This is a genomic window from Streptomyces sp. NPDC088910, assembly GCF_044749865.1.
In the GTDB taxonomy this organism is placed as follows: Bacteria; Actinomycetota; Actinomycetes; order Streptomycetales; family Streptomycetaceae; genus Actinacidiphila.
Genome location: NZ_JBIVIV010000017.1, coordinates 105824 through 122567, shown reverse-complemented (window position 1 = coordinate 122567; position 16744 = coordinate 105824). Strand labels below are relative to the sequence as shown.

Here is a 16744-nt window from a genome sequence, read left to right as displayed (position 1 = left end):
TCTGTTCGGACGGAAGGAAAGCGATGCGGGACGCATATCACGAGGAGCTGGACTCGATCGGTGACGGTCTGGTCGAGATGGCCCGGCTCGTCGGCTCCGCGATCGGCCGCGCCACCACCGCGCTGCTCGACGCGGACCTGAAGGTCGCGGAGAGCGTCATCGCCGCCGACGAGAAGGTCGACGAGATCCAGCGGGAGCTGGAGAACCGGGCGATCACCCTGCTGGCCCGGCAGCAGCCGGTCGCCACCGACCTGCGGATCGTGGTCACGTCGCTGCGGATGAGCGCGGACCTGGAGCGGTCCGGCGACCTCGCCCGCCACGTGGCCAAGCTGGCCCGCCTGCGCTTCCCCGAGTCGGCCGTGCCGCGCGACCTGCACAGCACCATCCTGGAGATGGGCCAGCTCGCGCAGCGCCTGGTCGCCAAGGCCGGCGAGGTCATCGTCAGCAAGGACGTGGACGACGCGCTCCAGCTCGAAGCGGACGACGACCGCATGGACGAGCTGCACCGCACGCTCTTCCAGCACCTGCTGGACGACCGCTGGAAGCACGGCATCGAGACGGCCGTGGACGTGACGCTGGTCGGCCGGTACTACGAGCGCTTCGCCGACCACGCCGTGTCGGTCGCCAAGCGCGTCGTCTACCTGGTCACCGGTGAGCACGCGGACGAGATGACGCCGCAGACGCCGTCGGCGGTGGAGGGCGCGTAGCGCCGTCCGGCGGGGGCGGGGGGCTTGGGCGGCGCGCGGGCCGGTGGCGGCGCGGAGGTCTTTCGCGGGGCGGGGGTCTTTCGCGGCGCGCGGGCCGGTCGCCGCGCGTAGGGCGCGTAAGGCATTCGGGGGAGGCCGGAGTGCGCTCGTGCGCCGGGGGTGCGCTATTGAAGGGCGCGGCCGGCGCGGAGTTCACTGGTGGGTAGGCAAGCCTGAGGAGGGTGTACTGATGCAGGAATCCCCCGTCACGCCAACTCCCGTACGCGACCAGCCGTCTTCCGACCACGCCCCGCGGCCGCTCCGGACCCCGCTGCCGCTGGTCGCCGCGTGCGGCTGCGGCTCGGGGTGCGGCTGTGGCTGTCAGTCCGGCGGCGCCTGCCAGTGCGGAGGCTGCACCGGCTGACGCCCCGTCCGTCCCGACTCGTCTGATCCGTACCGTCCCGTCGCACCAACCGTTCACACGGACGACGGCCCGCGCTTCCTGACGGACGCGGGCCGTCGTCATGCCCGGCCAACGACGACGGCCGCGCCCTCGGACCGCCCTTGTGACGACCCGGAGGGCTCCGTCGAGGTCCTGCCGACCGACGGGCTGCTCGGCCGCCGACCCGCTGTCGACCCGTGAACGACAACGCCCCCCGTCTGCGGGAAAACCCGCGGACAGAGGGCGTGGCGGTGCGAGAGGACTACTTCTTGCCCTGGGTCTCGACAACGCCCTTAGGGGCCTGCTCCGTTGACCCACCGCCCGCCTCTGACCTGCGGAGTAGCAGTCATCATTGGTCAGCGTTGGTCATCGCTGGCCAGCATCGCACGGCCCACAGACGGCCCAGGACGGGCAGTGAGGCTGTGGTGAGGCAGGCAGTGAGGCGCGAGTTAGTGGGTGAGTTTTCACCACGGGGGTCACCGCCGTGCCTCACCTGGCTGATCTGCGGAAAGTGAGCTTGGTGACCCGGGTGACCCTGCTGAGGCAATGCGCTCAGAACGCTGGAAACAGCGCTTCGAGAGCGGCCGACGCACCTCACCCACTGCGGCTGCCGCCCCTACTGAAGAGCCAAGCAGGAAGGACCGCCCTGCGGGCGGACGCCTCTCAGCCGCCACCGCTGCGGACTGGTAGCGGCTGCCTCGCGACCGCACGCCGTGGCGTGCATCCCGAGGCTTTTCAGTGGGGGGCAGGAGTTGCCACCGGGGGTCGCGTCCCCGCTGCGCCAGCCCGGGGCGTTCATCCGCTCTTTCTCTCTTACTAGAGAGTTGGTAGGAGATAGCGTCCGTAGCGTCCATCCCACCGGCAAAAGCTGCTCTGAGCTGGGCCGATCCTGCGGACGCTAAACCATTCGTTTAGCGTCCGCCAGTGTCCACAGCGTCCGCAAGTTGCCCCGCCGCTAAGAGCATCACCGCAGTTCAGAGCGCTGCTGTCAGCCAAGGGCTCACGGACGCTGCGGACCGTTCTGCCCTCAAGACATCGGATGTCGAGCACGGAAGGGGCCACCCCGCCGACGCGTAGGGTGGCCCCTTCAGACGGCGGCTGGAACATGGAGTCCCTGGTGTTGCAGCCCGTTCCACAGTTCGGCGGCACAGGCAGCCTCGACGGCTACGCCAAACAGCAAGAGGAGCACCCACGCGCCTGGTGCTCCTCTTGCCTGTGGCCCATGGTCCCGCCATAGGTACGGCGCGTGGCGCAGCCCGAGCGCAGCGAGCTGCCCAGAATCGTACGACCGAAGGTCGCCCATTCTTCCCCGCACTCTGGAGGGGACAGGTCATAGAGGGCGTGCGCCGCTCTCTTCCAACGCTTGCAGGACCGAAGCAGGGTCACCGTTGTAGGCAAGGTGCGGCTCACCCGGCTCGGGCGGGATGAAACGAGTCCGGTAGCGGAGTAGATCGCTTTCCGAGAAGTAGATCGAGTTTGGGTCATCCCCATGCCGAGCGTTCCGCTTGCTCACCCGCGACCAGAGCTCTTCGTGACTCGCTTCGAGGTAGACCAGCACCGACGTGGCTCCAGCGTCGGTCGCGATCGACCGCCACCGGGCACGGTCCTGTGGCGTCCAGAACCCGTGGTCAACGACTACGTCATGCCCGGTCCGCAGTTGCTCGGCCAGTTCCAACGAGATCTCTTCGAGAACGGGGCGCTCAAGGGTCGGAAAAGTGCCCCGGGGGAAGTCAACCCCGTACACACCGTGGCGCCGCCACATCTCTTCATCGGGGCATAGCCTGACGAAGCCTCGGGCCGTGAGCGCTCGGGCCAGCGTCGATTTACCCGAGCCGGGAAGTCCTGCCATCAGGACGCAGAACGGTTGGCGGGGAGCCTCACCGCCGTTCACTGGGCGACTTCCGATTCAGTTCGCCACGTACGGCCAGGGCCCCCGAGGTCAACGCCGTATTCCACGACGTTGCTCTCGCTGTCAACGAACTTCGCGGTCATCACGACCACGGGTTCAGTCGGCGGTTTCGCAGGGTCCAACTCCAGAAGCTCCGCGTCTTGCGCGGTCAGCAAGCGCGCCGACGCGGTGTCGATGCGGTGGGTGATCGGCAGGCCGGTTGCTTGGGCGATGAGCTGTAGGGATGTGCCCCCCGACAGGCGCTCACTCTTGGCCAGTTGCGGAATCAGCTTCCCGTACCTCGCGGGAATCCACGACGTCGAGTGCGCGACGATCCCATGCCGATCGCGGTAGATACGACGGCGCCTGATGACCTCCGAGCCGGGTTTAACGTCCAGTGCCGCAGCTACGTCTACGGGCGCGGGCACCACTGAGGACTGGTGGGAGTCGGATCGTTCACCGGCCCCCCAACTTGACCCGCTGCGCCGTCCTCGGTCCTGCCTTTGAGCTCCCGAGGACATCGGGGTAGGTGGGTCCAAGACCTCCGTACCGATCCCGTGGATCCCCCTGACGAGTCCTGCACTCCTCAGCGTTCGCAATGCCTTCTCAGCGGTTCCGGTACTGACCTGCCACTCCTGCGAAATGCTCTTAATGCTCGGCAGCAGCGCGCCCGGCTGCAACTCGCCCGATGTGATCAGGTCTGTGTAGTGAGCGGCAATCTGCGCGTACGGCGCTCGGTTGTCGGCTTGATCCGACATCTCGTCAGCTCCCTTGGCTAGTGGCGACGTTCCATAGCGTACCGCTTGACACCCTAGGTTCCCTAGGGAACCCTATGGGTGTGACGCCGACCTCACTGAGGTTGGTGTCTACGTCGCCTCGCCTTGGGGCGCTGATCAACAAAAGTCCTGGTCAGCCGGGAAAACCAGGGAGCGGCCACCTACCGCCAAGCAGTCAGCCGCTCCCCTGACCCCAAAGGGGTAGGTCCATGATGCAGGTTTCCGCGTTACGTCGTGCGGTTCTGTCGGTCGGTCGCGTGCTCGGTCACGTGAGCACCTGGGGTGAGCAGGACGCCGGTGAGGCGACCCGCGTTGAGGTGCAGGTGACGATGTGCGTGTCGTTCGCTGAGGCGCTGGGGGCGTTGACGTTCACCTCGGGTGTAGTGCTGACTCCGGAGGAGCTGGCCGACGATGACGACGTGCGCGACAGCTTCCACTTCGCGGTGATCGCCGACGGGATCGGGAGCGGGACCAGTGACAAGGCCCGGTGGGCGCTGGAGGCGCTGCACGGCCGGGACTTCGGCCCGCACGGCGCGTCAGTGGAGTACATGCGGCTGGCCGCCAACGCCGTGACGCGGGTGTTCGGCCTGGCCGAAGACACCACGCCCGTCCCGCACCTGACGCGCAGCACCCCGTCCGTGTCGTTCACCGGCCCGTTCGGTGATGAGGCATGAGCGCCGGTCACTCGCGAACCCCGATGAATTCCGCCCGTGTGCGGGCCCGCAAGCGCAGCCTGGCCGCGCGGGACGGGGCGTGGTGCGCGTACTGCGGGCGGCTGTTCGCCGACCTGCGGCATGCCAGCATCGACCACGTCGTGCCGATCTCACTGTTCCGGACGTGGGCGGCCGAACACACCGTGCTGGCCTGTCGACCGTGCAACGACCGCAAGGCCGACCGGCTGCCCCTGCTGCTGGCCTTGCTGCTCACGCGGCCCGGGTCGGCCGACCGTACGCACTACCCGTCGGGTGCGCGTCATCGGGTCGACTGGCTGCTGCTGGCCCGGCTGGCCGCCGCCTGTGAGTCGGCCGGATGGCTGCCCGAGTCGGCCGACTGTGCACCCGACCGACCCCGGCAACGGTCGCAGCCTGACCAGCCCGAACGCCCCACCCGGCTTGCCATCGTCGGCGCCGACGTACGCACCCGACCCCACCCGACCGTACGCACGGCCGGGCCCGGCCCGACCACCCGACTCGGCACCTTGCGGGAGGCAGCGTGAGCACCCGACCGGCACCCGTCAACGGCACCCCCGCACGCGTGAACGGCCATACGGTCGACCCCGACCGGCTGCGCACGGGAGCTCCCGAAACGGTCCCCGACGTGGGGCGTCACACCGGTCACGGTAAGGACGATGGTGGCGGGGAGGGGAAGAAGCCGCCGGCGGCCGTGCGGCTGGTGGAACTGGCCCGCGACCGCTACGACCTGATCACCTCCGACGACGGACGCCCCTACGCGATCGAGCGGCGCGGCCCGAACATCGCCCTGCCGCTGCGCGGCAAAGCGGGCTTGCGTCAACGGCTGGCACGGCTGTTCACCGATACCTACCACGGCGAGGTGCCCTCCCAGTCAGCGCTGGCCGATGCGATGACCGTGCTCGAAGGGATCGCGGCCGACGACGACCCGGTACCGGTGCACCTTCGGGTGGGCACCGATCCGGCCGGGACCATCGTCATCGACCTGGGCAGCACCGACGGGCGCGCCCTGGTGGTGGCTCCTGAGCGGTGGCGGACCGTGCCCCGCTCCCCGGCGGTGTTCCGGCGCTCGGGTGCCATGGCGCCGATGCCGGTACCGGTCGTGGACGGGGACGGCCTGGCCAAGCTGCACGCGCTGCTGAACATGGACGAGCCGACGTTCCGGCAGTTGGTCGGCTGGCTGGTGGCCGCCTGGATCCCGCACATCCCGCACCCGATCCTCACGTTCAAGGGAGAGCAGGGCACGGGGAAGTCCAAGACCGCGCAGATGGTCGTGAACCTCATCGACCCCTCACCGGCCACCAAGCGCAGCCAGCCGCGTGACGTGAAGACCTGGGCGACACAGGCGTTCAGCTCGTGGGCGCTGTGCCTGGACAACATCAGCGTCATCCCGCCGTGGCTGTCCGACACCCTGTGCAAGGCCGTGACCGGTGACGGCATCGTGGACCGGGCCCTGTACACCGATGACGACGTGGTCGTCCTCACCTTCCGCCGCGTCCTGGCCATGACCACCATCGACGCCGGAGCCCTGGCCGGGGACCTGGCCGAACGCCTGCTCATGCTCGACTTGCAGCTCATCGACCCCGACCGGCGCCGCACCGAGGAAGAACTGGACGCCGCTTTTGAGGCGGTGCGGCCCGCGGTGCTCGGAGCTCTCCTGGACCTGCTCTCCTACGTCCTGGCCGTCCTGCCCCATATCCGGCTGGAGACCATGCCGCGCATGGCCGACTACGCCCGCGTCCTGGCCGCCGTGGACCAGGTCCAGGGCTGGAACACCCTCGGCTCCTACCTCGCCACGTCCGAGACCGTGGCCAGCGACGCACTGGAGGGCGACCCGTTCGGCCGGGCCGTCGCCACCTTCGCCGAAGGCGCGGGCACCTGGACCGGCACGGCCGCTCAACTGCTGGAACTGCTCACCTTCGGCGACGGACCCCGCCCGCCCGGCTGGCCCAAGGACGCCACCCGCGCATCCGGCCGCATCAAACGCCTCGCTCCGCTGCTGCGCTCCATCGGCATCACCGTGGACGACACCCAACGTAGCCAGGACCGGCACCGACAACGCCTGCTGGTCCTGTCCCGGGCACCGGCCGACCAGGCATCAGCGTCCGCAGTCTCCGACGACACCGACCGCCCGCCATGGCCGCCCTTGGCACCCGTCCCCCGCCCTGAAACGCTCCCTGACCTGTAGCGGAACCGCCGGAACCTTCCGGACCGGGCAGCCCACCAGCCGCCCGGGAGGTGCGGACACCGCGCGGACACTGGCCTCTCCAGCGTCCGCACAGCGTCCGCACCCCACACCCGCTACCACCAGCGCCGATACCCGGTGCGGACGCTGCGGGCGCTATGGACGCTGCGATACCCCAACTCTCCAGGACCGGCGCACACCACCACCCCAGCACACCCCGACGTGAGCACAAGGAGTCACCGCCATGGCAGCCGCCCGCAGCGACCCGCGCGCCTCGCTCCGCGCCGGACTCCCCGACCGGTACCTCACCCCCGACGACATCGCCGAACTCTTCGGCGTCCCCCTGGAAACCGTCTACGGCTGGCGGAAGAAGCGGACCGGCCCGCCCGGCTTCCGCGTCGGCCGCCACGTCCGATACGACCCCGCCACCGTCCACGCCTGGACCACCCGGCAAGAGGCCAACGACACCGCAGCCTGACCCGGAAACCGTCGCTAGACCTAGCGGCCCACCCCGCTAGGTCTAGCGCCACCTCTAGCGACCAGACCACGCCCCCACCAGCCACCTAGCCCCTAGCGACCGCCCCGGCCGCCCCCCTCAAAAGCTCACCGCACCCCATCCGGCACCCCGCCGGCCGAACGCTAGAACCCCACCCACGATCACACAGAGCACCGGGGAGGCAGTCGGGGAAGCACACCGATCCTGGGGAGTTCTCCCCAACCGCCTCCCCAAGCAGCCTCCCCCGGCACCACCTGCACAGACACCCGCATGGGGAGGCTGGGGAGGCACACCACAGCAGCCGCCAACACCCCCAGAACCGACGCTTTCCCCGCCCCCGACACCTCCCGACCCCCACAGCGGAATGTCACGCAAAGTACAGGGAGGAGCCAAGAGAGGCAGGGAGAACTCCCTCACCGCCTCCCTGACCTCCGCTCCCCGATATGACCAGCAACAACACCCACGCAGGGAGGCAGGGAGGCAAACCCTCGACCACCCCGAACACCCCCGAAAACAGGGGTCCAGCCACCTCACTCGCCTCCCTCCCGCACCGGAAACGCCTACTACCGGTAGCAGGCACACCTGCTACCGGTAGCACCCCCACCAGCACCCCAAACCACCAGTGAGCAGCGACGTAGCGAGTAGCACCCCGGCCAGCAGACAGCCAGGACGCGACGGAACACCCCCGGCACGTGCCCCGGCAGCCCGCTACCGGAACCCACTCGCGAGGAGCTGCCCACCATGGCAGGCCACATCCAAGACCGCTGGTACAAGACCGACACCGACACCAACGGCAAGACGATCCGGACCAAGACCGACCGCTACGGCACCGGCCTCCGCTACCGGGCCCGCTACATCGGCCCGGACGGCACCGAGAAGTCCAAGAGCTTTCCCGACCGGCAACGGCGCCTCGCCGAAGCCTGGCTTGCCCAGACCAAAGCCGACATGGAGCGAGGCCACTACATCGACCCCAAGGCCAGCCGCACCACATTCCAGCAGTACGCGGAGAAGTGGCTCAGCAACCACGGGGCAGACCCCAACACCGGCTTCTCCATGGAGAGTCAGCTCCGGCTGCACGCCTTCCCATACCTCGGCTCCCGGCCGCTCGGATCGTTCCAGGCAGCCCACATCCGAGACTGGTTGAGCCAGCTCGCTTCGGCCGGCGTGCAGGGGTCGTACGCCCGCGTCATCTACTCGAACGTGCGGAGCGTGCTCAGCGCCGCTGTGGACGACGCTCTCTTGCCCAAGAACCCCTGTGCCGCCCGCTCCGTCAAAGCTCCGGTAGTCGACGTGCGACGGGTGGTGCCCTGGACCGCTGAGAGGGTGTTCGCTGTGCGGGCGGCGCTTCCGGATCGGTACCAAGCGACCGTGGATCTGGGTGCTGGCTGCGGGTTGCGACAGGGGGAAATCCTTGGCATCGACGTGGACGCGATCGACTTCACGACCGACACCGTGCACGTGGTCCAGCAGCTCAAGCTCAGCCGCAGCAAGGCGGTGTTCGCCCCACCCAAAGGCGGCAAGCTCCGGGACGTGCCGTTGCCGCGACCGGTAGCCGACGCGCTGCGTGCCCACATGAAGCGGTTTCCCCCTGCGACCATCACCCTGCCGTGGAAGACAGCCACCGGTCCGCTAGTGACCAGGCAACTCGTGTTCACAGCTCCGCAGGGCAGCCATGTCTGGCGTAGCTCGTTCAACCCCGACGCGTGGAAGCCAGCCCTCTCAGCCGCAGGAGTCATCCCCGCAAGGGAGAAGGGCGAAGAGTACGCAGCCGCTCGTGAGCATGGCATGCACGCACTGAGGCACTTCTACGCGTCAGTGCTGCTGGACGCAGGCGAGAGCGTCAAAGCCCTGGCTGAGTACCTGGGCCACTCCGACCCTGGCCTGACGCTGCGCGTGTACGCCCACCTCATGCCGACCAGCCAGGAGCGGACACGCAAGGCGGTCGGCTCGCTGTACGCGCAGACCTTCAAAGAAGCTTCTGACCAGGCTAATCTGGCAGCCAACTAGCTTGTGCGGTACCCAGCGTAGGCCCGACCAGCCAACAGGGTTGGCCCACCAGTAGGCCTACTGGTGGGCCAACCCTGTTGGCCAAGCGAGTATGCTTACCGCGTGGCCACACAGTTGGACCTCGTGGTGGCCCGCGAGAACGACAGCTTTTAACTAGGTTTAGTTGGATCTACTTTTAGAACTGCTCCAATAAAAGCAGATTTAATGCTTACGGGTACAACTGTAAGAGTTGAACTTTAATAGACGTGACTCATGATGCCCAAGTGTCAAGAGTCTCTAGGTGTGTGGTGGGACTACAACGTGGTCGCCACCACAAGGCAAAGGGCCCAGACCGGGTGCATCCGGTCCAGGCCCTCGCCTCAGTCAGCGAGCCCGGTCGCTCAACACGAGACCGGGCTCGCTGCTTACGCAGCTACCGGTTCCGACCGGGTTCGCGCGCGGCGGCTCCATGGGGGCCGACTGCACCGCGCTCGTACCGATGGTGTAGATCAGACTCACAACCGCCAGCCCGAGACCCCACCACTCGGGGTTTCGCCATGGCTTGCGGGAATCGTCTTGGTCGAGACTCATCCGCACGGCTCCTTCCTCTTCCGTCCGTCACGGATTTCGTGGCGGAGCCATGGAATCCGCTGTCGCCAGCGGATTTTGGGGAAGAGGCTGAAGCTCCCTCAGCATACCGTCTCGCGGGGGCGTCTCCGACGCCGTGATGACCTTGACCAAGGCCTCCGCCGATAGGCGATACGGCCCACAGGCGGCCCCCGATACCGAAATGCCTCCCGCCAACGGGGAAACCCGCAGGCAGGAGGCGTGATCGTAGGTCAGGACTACTTCTTGCCCTGGTTCTTGACCGCCTCGATGGCGGCTGCCGCGGCGTCGGGGTCGAGGTAGGTGCCGCCCGGGTTGAGGGGGCGGAAGGAGGCGTCGAGCTGGTAGGAGAGGGGGATGCCGGTGGGGATGTTGAGGCCGGCGATGTCGGCGTCGGAGACGCCGTCGAGGTGCTTGACCAGGGCGCGCAGGGAGTTGCCGTGCGCGGCGACCAGGACGGTGCGGCCCGCGAGCAGGTCGGGGACGATGCCGTCGTACCAGTACGGGAGCATGCGCAGGACGACGTCCTTGAGGCACTCGGTGCGCGGACGCAGCTCCGGCGGGATGCTCGCGTACCGCGCGTCGTCGCTCTGCGAGAACTCGGCGCCGTCCTCCAGAGGCGGCGGCGGGGTGTCGTACGAGCGGCGCCACAGCATGAACTGCTCCTCGCCGAATTCGGCGAGGGTCTGCGCCTTGTCCTTGCCCTGGAGCGCGCCGTAGTGCCGCTCGTTGAGCCGCCAGGAGCGGTGGACGGGCACCCAGTGGCGGTCGGCGGCCTCCAGGGAGAGCTGCGCGGTGCGGATCGCGCGCTTCTGGAGGGAGGTGTGCACCACGTCGGGGAGGAGACCGGCGTCCTTGAGCAGCTCGCCGCCCCGGACCGCCTCCTTCTCACCCTTGTCGTTGAGATTGACGTCCACCCAGCCGGTGAACAGATTCTTCGCGTTCCACTCGCTCTCGCCGTGGCGGAGCAGGATCAGTTGGTACGGAGCAGCAGCCATGGGCCCGAGCCTAATAGAAATCCCCTGGCGCCACCCGACCGCCCTCTGTAACATTCTCCAGCCGGTAGAGGTCATTACACAAAGGGGTCGCGGTGACGGCGTTCAGTCGGGCGGTACGGGAGACGGTGAGCGGTCTTCCCCGCCAGTTCTGGTGGCTGTGGACCAGCACCCTGGTGAACCGCCTCGGCGGCTTCGTCGTGACGTTCCTCGCCCTCTATCTCACCGTGCAGCGCGGCTACTCCGCCTCGTACGCGGGCCTGGTCGCGGCCCTGTTCGGGCTCGGCGGCGCCGCGGGCGCGGTGCTCGGCGGGGTCCTCGCCGACCGGATCGGCCGCCGCCCCACACTGCTCGCCACCCAGCTCGGCGCCGCCGCCACCACCGCGGTGCTCGGCTTCGTGACCGACCCGCTGGCCATCGCCGCCGTCGCCACCCTCGTCGGCCTGACCAGCAGCGCCTCCCGGCCCGCGCTCTCCGCGATGATCGCCGACCTCGTACCCCCGAAGGACCGGGTGCGCGCCTTCTCCCTCAACTACTGGGCGATCAACATCGGCTTCGGCGTCTCGGCCGCCGCCGCGGGCTTCATCGCCTCCGAGGGATACGTGTGGCTGTTCGTCGGCGACGCGCTGACGACCGTGCTGTGCGCGGTGGTCGTGTACGTCAAGGCGCAGGAGACGCTGCCGGTGACGGCGAAGGTGACGTACGTGGACGGGAGGACGGTGAGCGGGAAGGCGGTGAGCGAGAAGGCTGGGAGCGGGACGTCGGCGAGCGGGACGACGGCGAAATCCCGTCCCCGTAAGGCGACTTCGCGGCGCGCTGCGGACTCCACCGACATCCGGCTCTCCGACGTCCTGCGCGACCAGCGCTTCATGGCCCTGGTCGGCCTGACCTTCCTGCTCGGCTCGGTGATGAACCAGGCCAACTCCACACTCGCCGTCGACATGGGCGCGCACGGCCTGTCCGCCCGCCAGTTCGGTGTCGTCATCGCCATCAACGGCCTGGTGATCGTGCTGCTCCAGATCCCCGTCACCCGGCTGGTACGGCGGTACGGCAACGCGGCGCTGCTGGGCGTCGGTTCACTGCTGATGGCCTGGGGCTTCGGCCTGACCGTCCTCGCGGGCTCGGTCGCCCTCTACTCGCTGACCGTCGTCGTATGGACCCTCGGCGAGATCGTGCACGCCCCCGCCTCGATGTCGGTGGTCGCCGACCTCGCCCCGGCCACCGCCCGCGGCCGCTACCAGGGCATGTACACCCTGTCCTGGTCCGCCGCGGCCTTCGCCGGTCCCCTGGTCGGCGGCGTCACCCTCGACCAACTCGGCCGCACCACCGTCTGGCTGGGCTGCGCCGTCCTCGGCACGCTCGCGGGCGCCGGTTACTACCTGCTGCTGCGCGGCCGGCCGGCCGCCCCGGTCCTGCCCACCGCCCCTGTGGCGGCCGGCGTCGAGGCCCAGGCCCCGGCTCCCCGCGACGCCCCGGAACAGGTCGGCGGCTGAGCGCCGCGGGCCGTTCGCCGACCGGGACACCAGCCGGGACGCCGACAGGGCCACGAAGGCGCTCGACCGGAAGCCCCGGTCAGCGGCGGAGCCGCAGAGCGCGCTGCGCCTCGTAGAGGTTCGGCGGGTCGACCCCCGGAGTGCCGTAGGACTCCAGGCGCGAGTGCAGCGGGCCCGTGAAGTCGGGGACGTCGATCTGGCCGAAGGGGGTCACCGTGGAGATGCCGACGGTCGCGCTGTAGGGCGCGATGTCGTCGATCTTGACGCAGCCCGCGCGGCCGTTGGTGACGGTGACGTTCCAGTGGGTGAAGCGGGCGCCGTACAGCGGTCCGGCGGAGGCGTCGCCGCCGTGCTGACCGTCGTTGGAGACGGTGATGTCGGTACGGACGCAGGCGAACGGCAGGCCGCGGTGGGTGTCGAAGGTGCCCATCTCCATCCGGCCGCGCGACCAGACGTTGTACGACGACAGGCCCTCGGCGTTGATGCCGTGGAGCTGCGTGCCGGACGGGGCGGGCACGGTGCGCCGGTCGATCGCGAAGTCCTCGACGAGGTTGTCGTGCGAGCCCTCGCGGCAGGCGTACGGGTGGTGGCTGCCGCGCCCCGAGACGCGGGTACGGCGGAAGGTGGTGGCCTTCGCCGCGACCATCAGGAAGCCGTTGTCGACGTCGACGGCGTGCACGTCGTCCACCCAGCAGTCCCAAGTGCACTGCGCGACCAGCCCGTTGTACCCCTTGTCGAGCAGGTGCGGCGACTGCGGTGTGGGCGTCATCCGGATGGTCAGGCCCTCCACACCACAGTTGACCAGCGGCTCGACCATCGTGGTGATCCTCGGCCGCCACAGCAGCCGGGTGTCCAGCGGCAGCGGCCGGTCGAAGGTGACGCGTCGTCCCCGGACTTCGGTGATCAGGGCCGGCCATTCGTAGGGGACGTACGAGAGCAGCTTGCTCTTGTCGGACCAGTCGTACGTGGCCGCGCCGTCGACGTCACCCGCCATGTGGTCGAGCAGGCCGTGCGCGGGGTCGTCGGCGTATTGCAGCAACACGCGTGCGCCGGGTCGCAGTTGGCTGGCGCTGTCGACGGTGACGCTCCAACTGCCCTGCGCGGCCTCCTCGGTGACGGTCGCGAGCGTCCGCCACTGGTCGCGCCTGTTGCCGGTCCAGCCCTCGAACGGCCAGTCCTTGGCGCGGATCGCGTCGGTCAGCGAGGCGTAGCGGTCGGCCGGGCACATCCAGACCAGGCCGCCCGCCCAGGACCACGACGACTTGTCGCCGCCGTACCGGCTGCCGTACGGGCCGATGAGGTCGGTCAGCGACCTGGTCGCGTACAGCACGGTGCGTCCGCTGCCCGCGCCGCGCAGGGTGGTGTTGCTCCAGCCGAGCCGGATGACGTCGTCGATGCGGTATGTGCCCGGCGGGAGGTGGACGGTGCCGCCGCCCGCCCGGCCGACCTCGCGCAGGGCGCGGTTGATGGCGGGGGCCGCGTCGGCCGAGCCGTCCGCCTTGGCGCCGTAGCGCAGGACGTTCGCGCGGACGGGGTGGCGGCGGAAGCGGCGGGAGCCGCCGTCGTAACCGGCGCGGGCGACGTACGGGATCTGCGGGTGGGTGTACGGGGTCGCGGTGAACTCCCGCCAGAGGGCGAGGGGTTGGCGGCCCCCCTGCCCGGACGGGTCGACGGCCGCGTCGGCGGCCTTCGCCGTACCGCCGAACGCCGTACCGCCGAGCGCCGTCGCGGCTGCCGCCGCCGAGGTGACCTGGACGCTCGCGGTCAGCAGCTTCCTGCGGCTCATCGCCATGCTTCCACCCTTCACACGTAGGCCGCTCTCACGTATCTGAACGTGGTTCAGATCTACGACTGACGTGAGGGTGTCATGTGGTACGGACCAAGGGGAAGGGGTCGGGCGGTGATTCTTAGGACTAACCTTCGGTCAGGTGAGTGAACGCGTCCAGGTTCCTGGTGGACTCGCCGCGCGACACCCGCCACGCGTACTCCTTGCGGATGGAGGTGGCGAACCCCAGCTCCAGCAGCGTGTTGAAGGAGCCGTCCGCGTTCTCCACGACCGCGCCGAGCAGCCGGTCGACCTCTTCCGGCGTGACGGCGGCCAGCGGGAGGCGGCCGTTGAGGTAGACGTCACCGAGCCGGTCGATGGCGTAACTCACCCCGTACAGACGGAGATTGCGCTCCAGCAGCCAGCGGTAGAAGGCTTCCTGGTTCTCGTCGGGGTGGCGGACGACGAAGGCGTTCAGCGACAGGGTGTGGGCGCCGACCAGGAAGGAGCAGGTGGTGGAGAGCTTGCGGGTGCCCGGCAGTTGGGTGACGTACGTGTCCGGGCGCGGCGACTCCCACGGCAAGTCGGCTTCGCGCAGGGCCTGTTCGAGCGCGCGGACGGCTCGCGCCCGGAGGTCGCCGCGCGGTGCGTCGGGGGTCGCGCCGCCATGGGCTCGGTCGTTGGTGTCACCGTTGACGTCCACCGGGGTCTCCTCAGCCATGCGCCGATCGTAGGTGACGGCGGTGTTCGGCCTGCGCAGCCGCGTACACCTCGGTGGTGTCGGCCGCGGCCTTCCCCCAGCCGAACTCCCGCGCGTGCCGGGCCGCTGCCGCGCCCAGCGAGTCGCCGAGCGCCGGGTTGTCGATGAAACGGCGCAGCACCCGCGCGTAGTCCCGGGGGTCGTGCCCCGGTACGAGGAAGCCGGTGCGGTCGTCCGCCACCGCGACCGGCAGCCCGCCGACCGCCGCCGCGACCACCGGCGTACCGCACGCCTGCGCCTCTATCGCGACCAGCCCGAAGGACTCGTTGTACGACGGCATGACCAGGACGGTCGCCGCCCGGTACCAGTCCGCGAGCCGCTCCTGGTCCACCGGCGGCTGGAACCGTACGACGTCGGACACGCCGAGCCGCGCGGCCAGCTTGTGCAGCGCCTCCGGCTTGGCCAGACCGCTGCCGCTGGGGCCGCCGACGATCGGCACGAGGAGGCGGTCGCGCAGCGTCGGGTCCTCGTCCAGCAGCACCGCGACGGCGCGGATCAGCACGTCGGGGGCCTTCAGGGGCTGTATCCGGCCCGCGAAGAGCGGGATCACCGCGTCCTGCGGGAGCCCGAGGCGCCGACGGGCCGCCGCGCGGCCCGGCTCCGGGCGGAAGCGGTCCAGATTCACGCCGGGGTGCACGACCGCGACCTTCGAGGCGGTCGCCTCGTAGTACCGCACCAACTCGTCTGCTTCCTCAGCGGTGTTGGCGATCAGGCGGTCGGCCGCCGCCACGACCTGCGTCTCGCCGATCACCCGCGCGGCGGGCTCGGGACAGTCGTCCTCGGCCAGCGCCGCGTTCTTGACCTTGGCCATGGTGTGCATGGCGTGCACCAGCGGCACGCCCCAGCGCTGCGCCGCCAGCCAGCCGACGTGGCCCGAGAGCCAGTAGTGCGAGTGCACCAGGTCGTAGTAACCCGGGCGGTGGCCCGCCCACGCCTGCATCACCCCGTGCGTGAACGCGCAGAGCTGCGCGGGCAGCTCTTCCTTGGCCAGGCCCTCGTACGGGCCCGCGTCCACGTGCCGCACCAGCACACCGGGGGCCAGCTCGACCGCCGGGGGCAGCGCCCCCGTGGTGGCCCGCGTGAAGATCTCGACCTCCACGTTCAGGTCGGCGAGGCGCTTGGCCAGCTCCACGATGTAGACGTTCATGCCGCCCGCGTCGCCGGTGCCCGGCTGGTGCAGCGGTGACGTGTGCACGCTCAGCATCGCGACTCGGCGTACGCGGCGGCCTCCGGTGCGGCGACCCCTCATCCCCAGCGCGTGCTTGTGCTTCTGCGCACCGCGCAGCGCGGCGAGCCGGGACGACGTCTGCTGGGTCACCATGCGTTCCTTCCGAAGGCCGTACCCCCGCGTTCAACCATGGGGAACGCCGGAACTGGCGGTTCCATTTCCTTGTTGCCGAAGCGTGACCTTGGGGGGTGGGTGGTGTCTTGGTCTTTTTGTCTTTTTTCCCGCCCGCCCACCCGTGCGGGTGCTTTCTTCGTCTGCGGGTGCCGCCTGTGCCTGGTCGGTCCCGGCCCGGGGCACCTCCTCGGGCGACGAACCTGCGGCCACCTGCGCCTGCTTCTGCCCCTGCCCGTTCGTCCCCCTGCGGGGGCACCCCGCACCGACCCCTCCGGTCCGTCGGCGCCCGCCTGTCCGCTGTGGCTGAGGAGGGGGTGGGTGGGGGTGCGGCCCCCGCGCGACCGACCGTCCACCCGGGGCGGGAGGAGGGGGTGGGTGGGCGAAGGGGGGTGGGTGGGGCGAGCCCGGCGGCGCCCGACGGTCGGAGGGGGTGGCGGAAGGGGGTGAGTGGGGGCCCAAGCCCTGCGCCCCCGACCGTCCAGCCGGGCGGGCGCAGGTAAGCCTGGCGGGGGCGGCCCATTCGTGGGGGCCGGGGAAGGGGTCGAGGCTCTCGGAGGTCGCTCGCCCATGGGGGCCTGGGAAGAAGGGGTAAGCCCTTCGGTGGTGGCCCATCCCGGGGGCCGGGCGGTGACGCG

The 16744-nt window shown here is 69.7% G+C and carries 13 protein-coding genes; 7 read left to right on the top strand and 6 right to left on the bottom strand.

All coding sequences use genetic code 11. The features are described from left to right. The first annotated feature begins 23 nt into the window (after positions 1-23). Entirely contained in the window at positions 24-707 is a 684-nt protein-coding gene (gene phoU / locus ACIP4Z_RS31820; protein ID WP_355342077.1) for a phosphate signaling complex protein PhoU, read from the top strand. 1751 nt (positions 708-2458) lie between these two features. On the opposite strand, the gene ACIP4Z_RS31815 is transcribed toward phoU, so the two are convergent. Further along, positions 2459-3019, bottom strand: a complete 561-nt coding sequence (locus ACIP4Z_RS31815; RefSeq protein WP_401313798.1) for an AAA family ATPase — start codon at positions 3017-3019, stop codon at positions 2459-2461. Further along, positions 3016-3774 carry a GntR family transcriptional regulator gene (locus ACIP4Z_RS31810; RefSeq protein ID WP_401313796.1) on the bottom strand — a complete coding sequence of 253 codons (759 nt, stop codon included), beginning with the start codon at positions 3772-3774 and terminating at the stop codon, positions 3016-3018. Before ACIP4Z_RS31810 ends, ACIP4Z_RS31815 begins: the two co-directional genes overlap by 4 nt. Positions 3775-4001: 227 nt before the next feature. Between ACIP4Z_RS31810 and ACIP4Z_RS31805 the strand changes: the two genes are divergently transcribed. The 5 genes from ACIP4Z_RS31805 to ACIP4Z_RS31785 all read left to right on the top strand — a co-directional run bounded on the left by ACIP4Z_RS31805 (position 4002) and on the right by ACIP4Z_RS31785 (position 9169). Further along, positions 4002-4466 (top strand): hypothetical protein, encoded by a 465-nt coding sequence (locus tag ACIP4Z_RS31805; RefSeq protein WP_401313794.1) that lies wholly within the window; start codon positions 4002-4004, stop codon positions 4464-4466. A 23-nt stretch (positions 4467-4489) separates the two neighbouring features. Next, complete coding sequence (locus ACIP4Z_RS31800; protein WP_401313792.1) at positions 4490-5008, top strand: HNH endonuclease; 519 nt, start codon at positions 4490-4492, stop codon at positions 5006-5008. After that, positions 5005-6669, top strand: a complete 1665-nt coding sequence (locus ACIP4Z_RS31795; protein ID WP_401313790.1) for an ATP-binding protein — start codon at positions 5005-5007, stop codon at positions 6667-6669. Before ACIP4Z_RS31800 ends, ACIP4Z_RS31795 begins: the two co-directional genes overlap by 4 nt. A gap of 241 nt (positions 6670-6910) precedes the next feature. Beyond that, positions 6911-7144, top strand: coding sequence for a helix-turn-helix domain-containing protein (locus tag ACIP4Z_RS31790; protein WP_401313788.1), 234 nt, complete (start codon positions 6911-6913; stop codon positions 7142-7144). A gap of 759 nt (positions 7145-7903) precedes the next feature. Next, a complete protein-coding gene (locus ACIP4Z_RS31785) occupies positions 7904-9169 on the top strand; it encodes a tyrosine-type recombinase/integrase (protein ID WP_401313786.1) in 1266 nt (421 codons plus the stop codon). Between the two features lie 824 nt (positions 9170-9993). On the opposite strand, the gene ACIP4Z_RS31780 is transcribed toward ACIP4Z_RS31785, so the two are convergent. Further along, on the bottom strand, positions 9994-10752 hold the full coding sequence (locus ACIP4Z_RS31780) for a phosphoglyceromutase (RefSeq protein WP_401313784.1): 759 nt from the start codon (positions 10750-10752) through the stop codon (positions 9994-9996). Positions 10753-10844: 92 nt separating this feature from the next. Between ACIP4Z_RS31780 and ACIP4Z_RS31775 the strand changes: the two genes are divergently transcribed. Then, positions 10845-12242, top strand: coding sequence for an MDR family MFS transporter (locus tag ACIP4Z_RS31775; protein WP_401313782.1), 1398 nt, complete (start codon positions 10845-10847; stop codon positions 12240-12242). A gap of 79 nt (positions 12243-12321) precedes the next feature. On the opposite strand, the gene ACIP4Z_RS31770 is transcribed toward ACIP4Z_RS31775, so the two are convergent. From ACIP4Z_RS31770 to mshA, 3 genes are all read right to left on the bottom strand, one after another. Then, positions 12322-14028 (bottom strand): glycosyl hydrolase family 28-related protein, encoded by a 1707-nt coding sequence (locus tag ACIP4Z_RS31770; RefSeq protein ID WP_401313781.1) that lies wholly within the window; start codon positions 14026-14028, stop codon positions 12322-12324. A gap of 127 nt (positions 14029-14155) precedes the next feature. Continuing rightward, entirely contained in the window at positions 14156-14728 is a 573-nt protein-coding gene (locus tag ACIP4Z_RS31765) for a YbjN domain-containing protein (RefSeq protein WP_401313779.1), read from the bottom strand. Continuing rightward, entirely contained in the window at positions 14721-16016 is a 1296-nt protein-coding gene (gene mshA / locus ACIP4Z_RS31760) for a D-inositol-3-phosphate glycosyltransferase (protein ID WP_391164089.1), read from the bottom strand. Before mshA ends, ACIP4Z_RS31765 begins: the two co-directional genes overlap by 8 nt. Positions 16017-16744: the final 728 nt, after the last annotated feature.

What these genes read in the sequence shown, in the direction of transcription:
- phoU (WP_355342077.1), top strand. Translation starts at nt 24, where the DNA reads ATGCGGGACGCATATCACGAGGAGCTGGACTCGATCGGTGACGGTCTG.
- ACIP4Z_RS31810 (WP_401313796.1), bottom strand. Translation starts at nt 3,774, where the DNA reads ATGTCGGATCAAGCCGACAACCGAGCGCCGTACGCGCAGATTGCCGCT.
- ACIP4Z_RS31805 (WP_401313794.1), top strand. Translation starts at nt 4,002, where the DNA reads ATGATGCAGGTTTCCGCGTTACGTCGTGCGGTTCTGTCGGTCGGTCGC.
- ACIP4Z_RS31800 (WP_401313792.1), top strand. Translation starts at nt 4,490, where the DNA reads ATGAATTCCGCCCGTGTGCGGGCCCGCAAGCGCAGCCTGGCCGCGCGG.
- ACIP4Z_RS31790 (WP_401313788.1), top strand. Translation starts at nt 6,911, where the DNA reads ATGGCAGCCGCCCGCAGCGACCCGCGCGCCTCGCTCCGCGCCGGACTC.
- ACIP4Z_RS31785 (WP_401313786.1), top strand. Translation starts at nt 7,904, where the DNA reads ATGGCAGGCCACATCCAAGACCGCTGGTACAAGACCGACACCGACACC.
- ACIP4Z_RS31780 (WP_401313784.1), bottom strand. Translation starts at nt 10,752, where the DNA reads ATGGCTGCTGCTCCGTACCAACTGATCCTGCTCCGCCACGGCGAGAGC.
- ACIP4Z_RS31770 (WP_401313781.1), bottom strand. Translation starts at nt 14,028, where the DNA reads ATGAGCCGCAGGAAGCTGCTGACCGCGAGCGTCCAGGTCACCTCGGCG.
- ACIP4Z_RS31765 (WP_401313779.1), bottom strand. Translation starts at nt 14,728, where the DNA reads ATGGCTGAGGAGACCCCGGTGGACGTCAACGGTGACACCAACGACCGA.
- mshA (WP_391164089.1), bottom strand. Translation starts at nt 16,016, where the DNA reads ATGAGGGGTCGCCGCACCGGAGGCCGCCGCGTACGCCGAGTCGCGATG.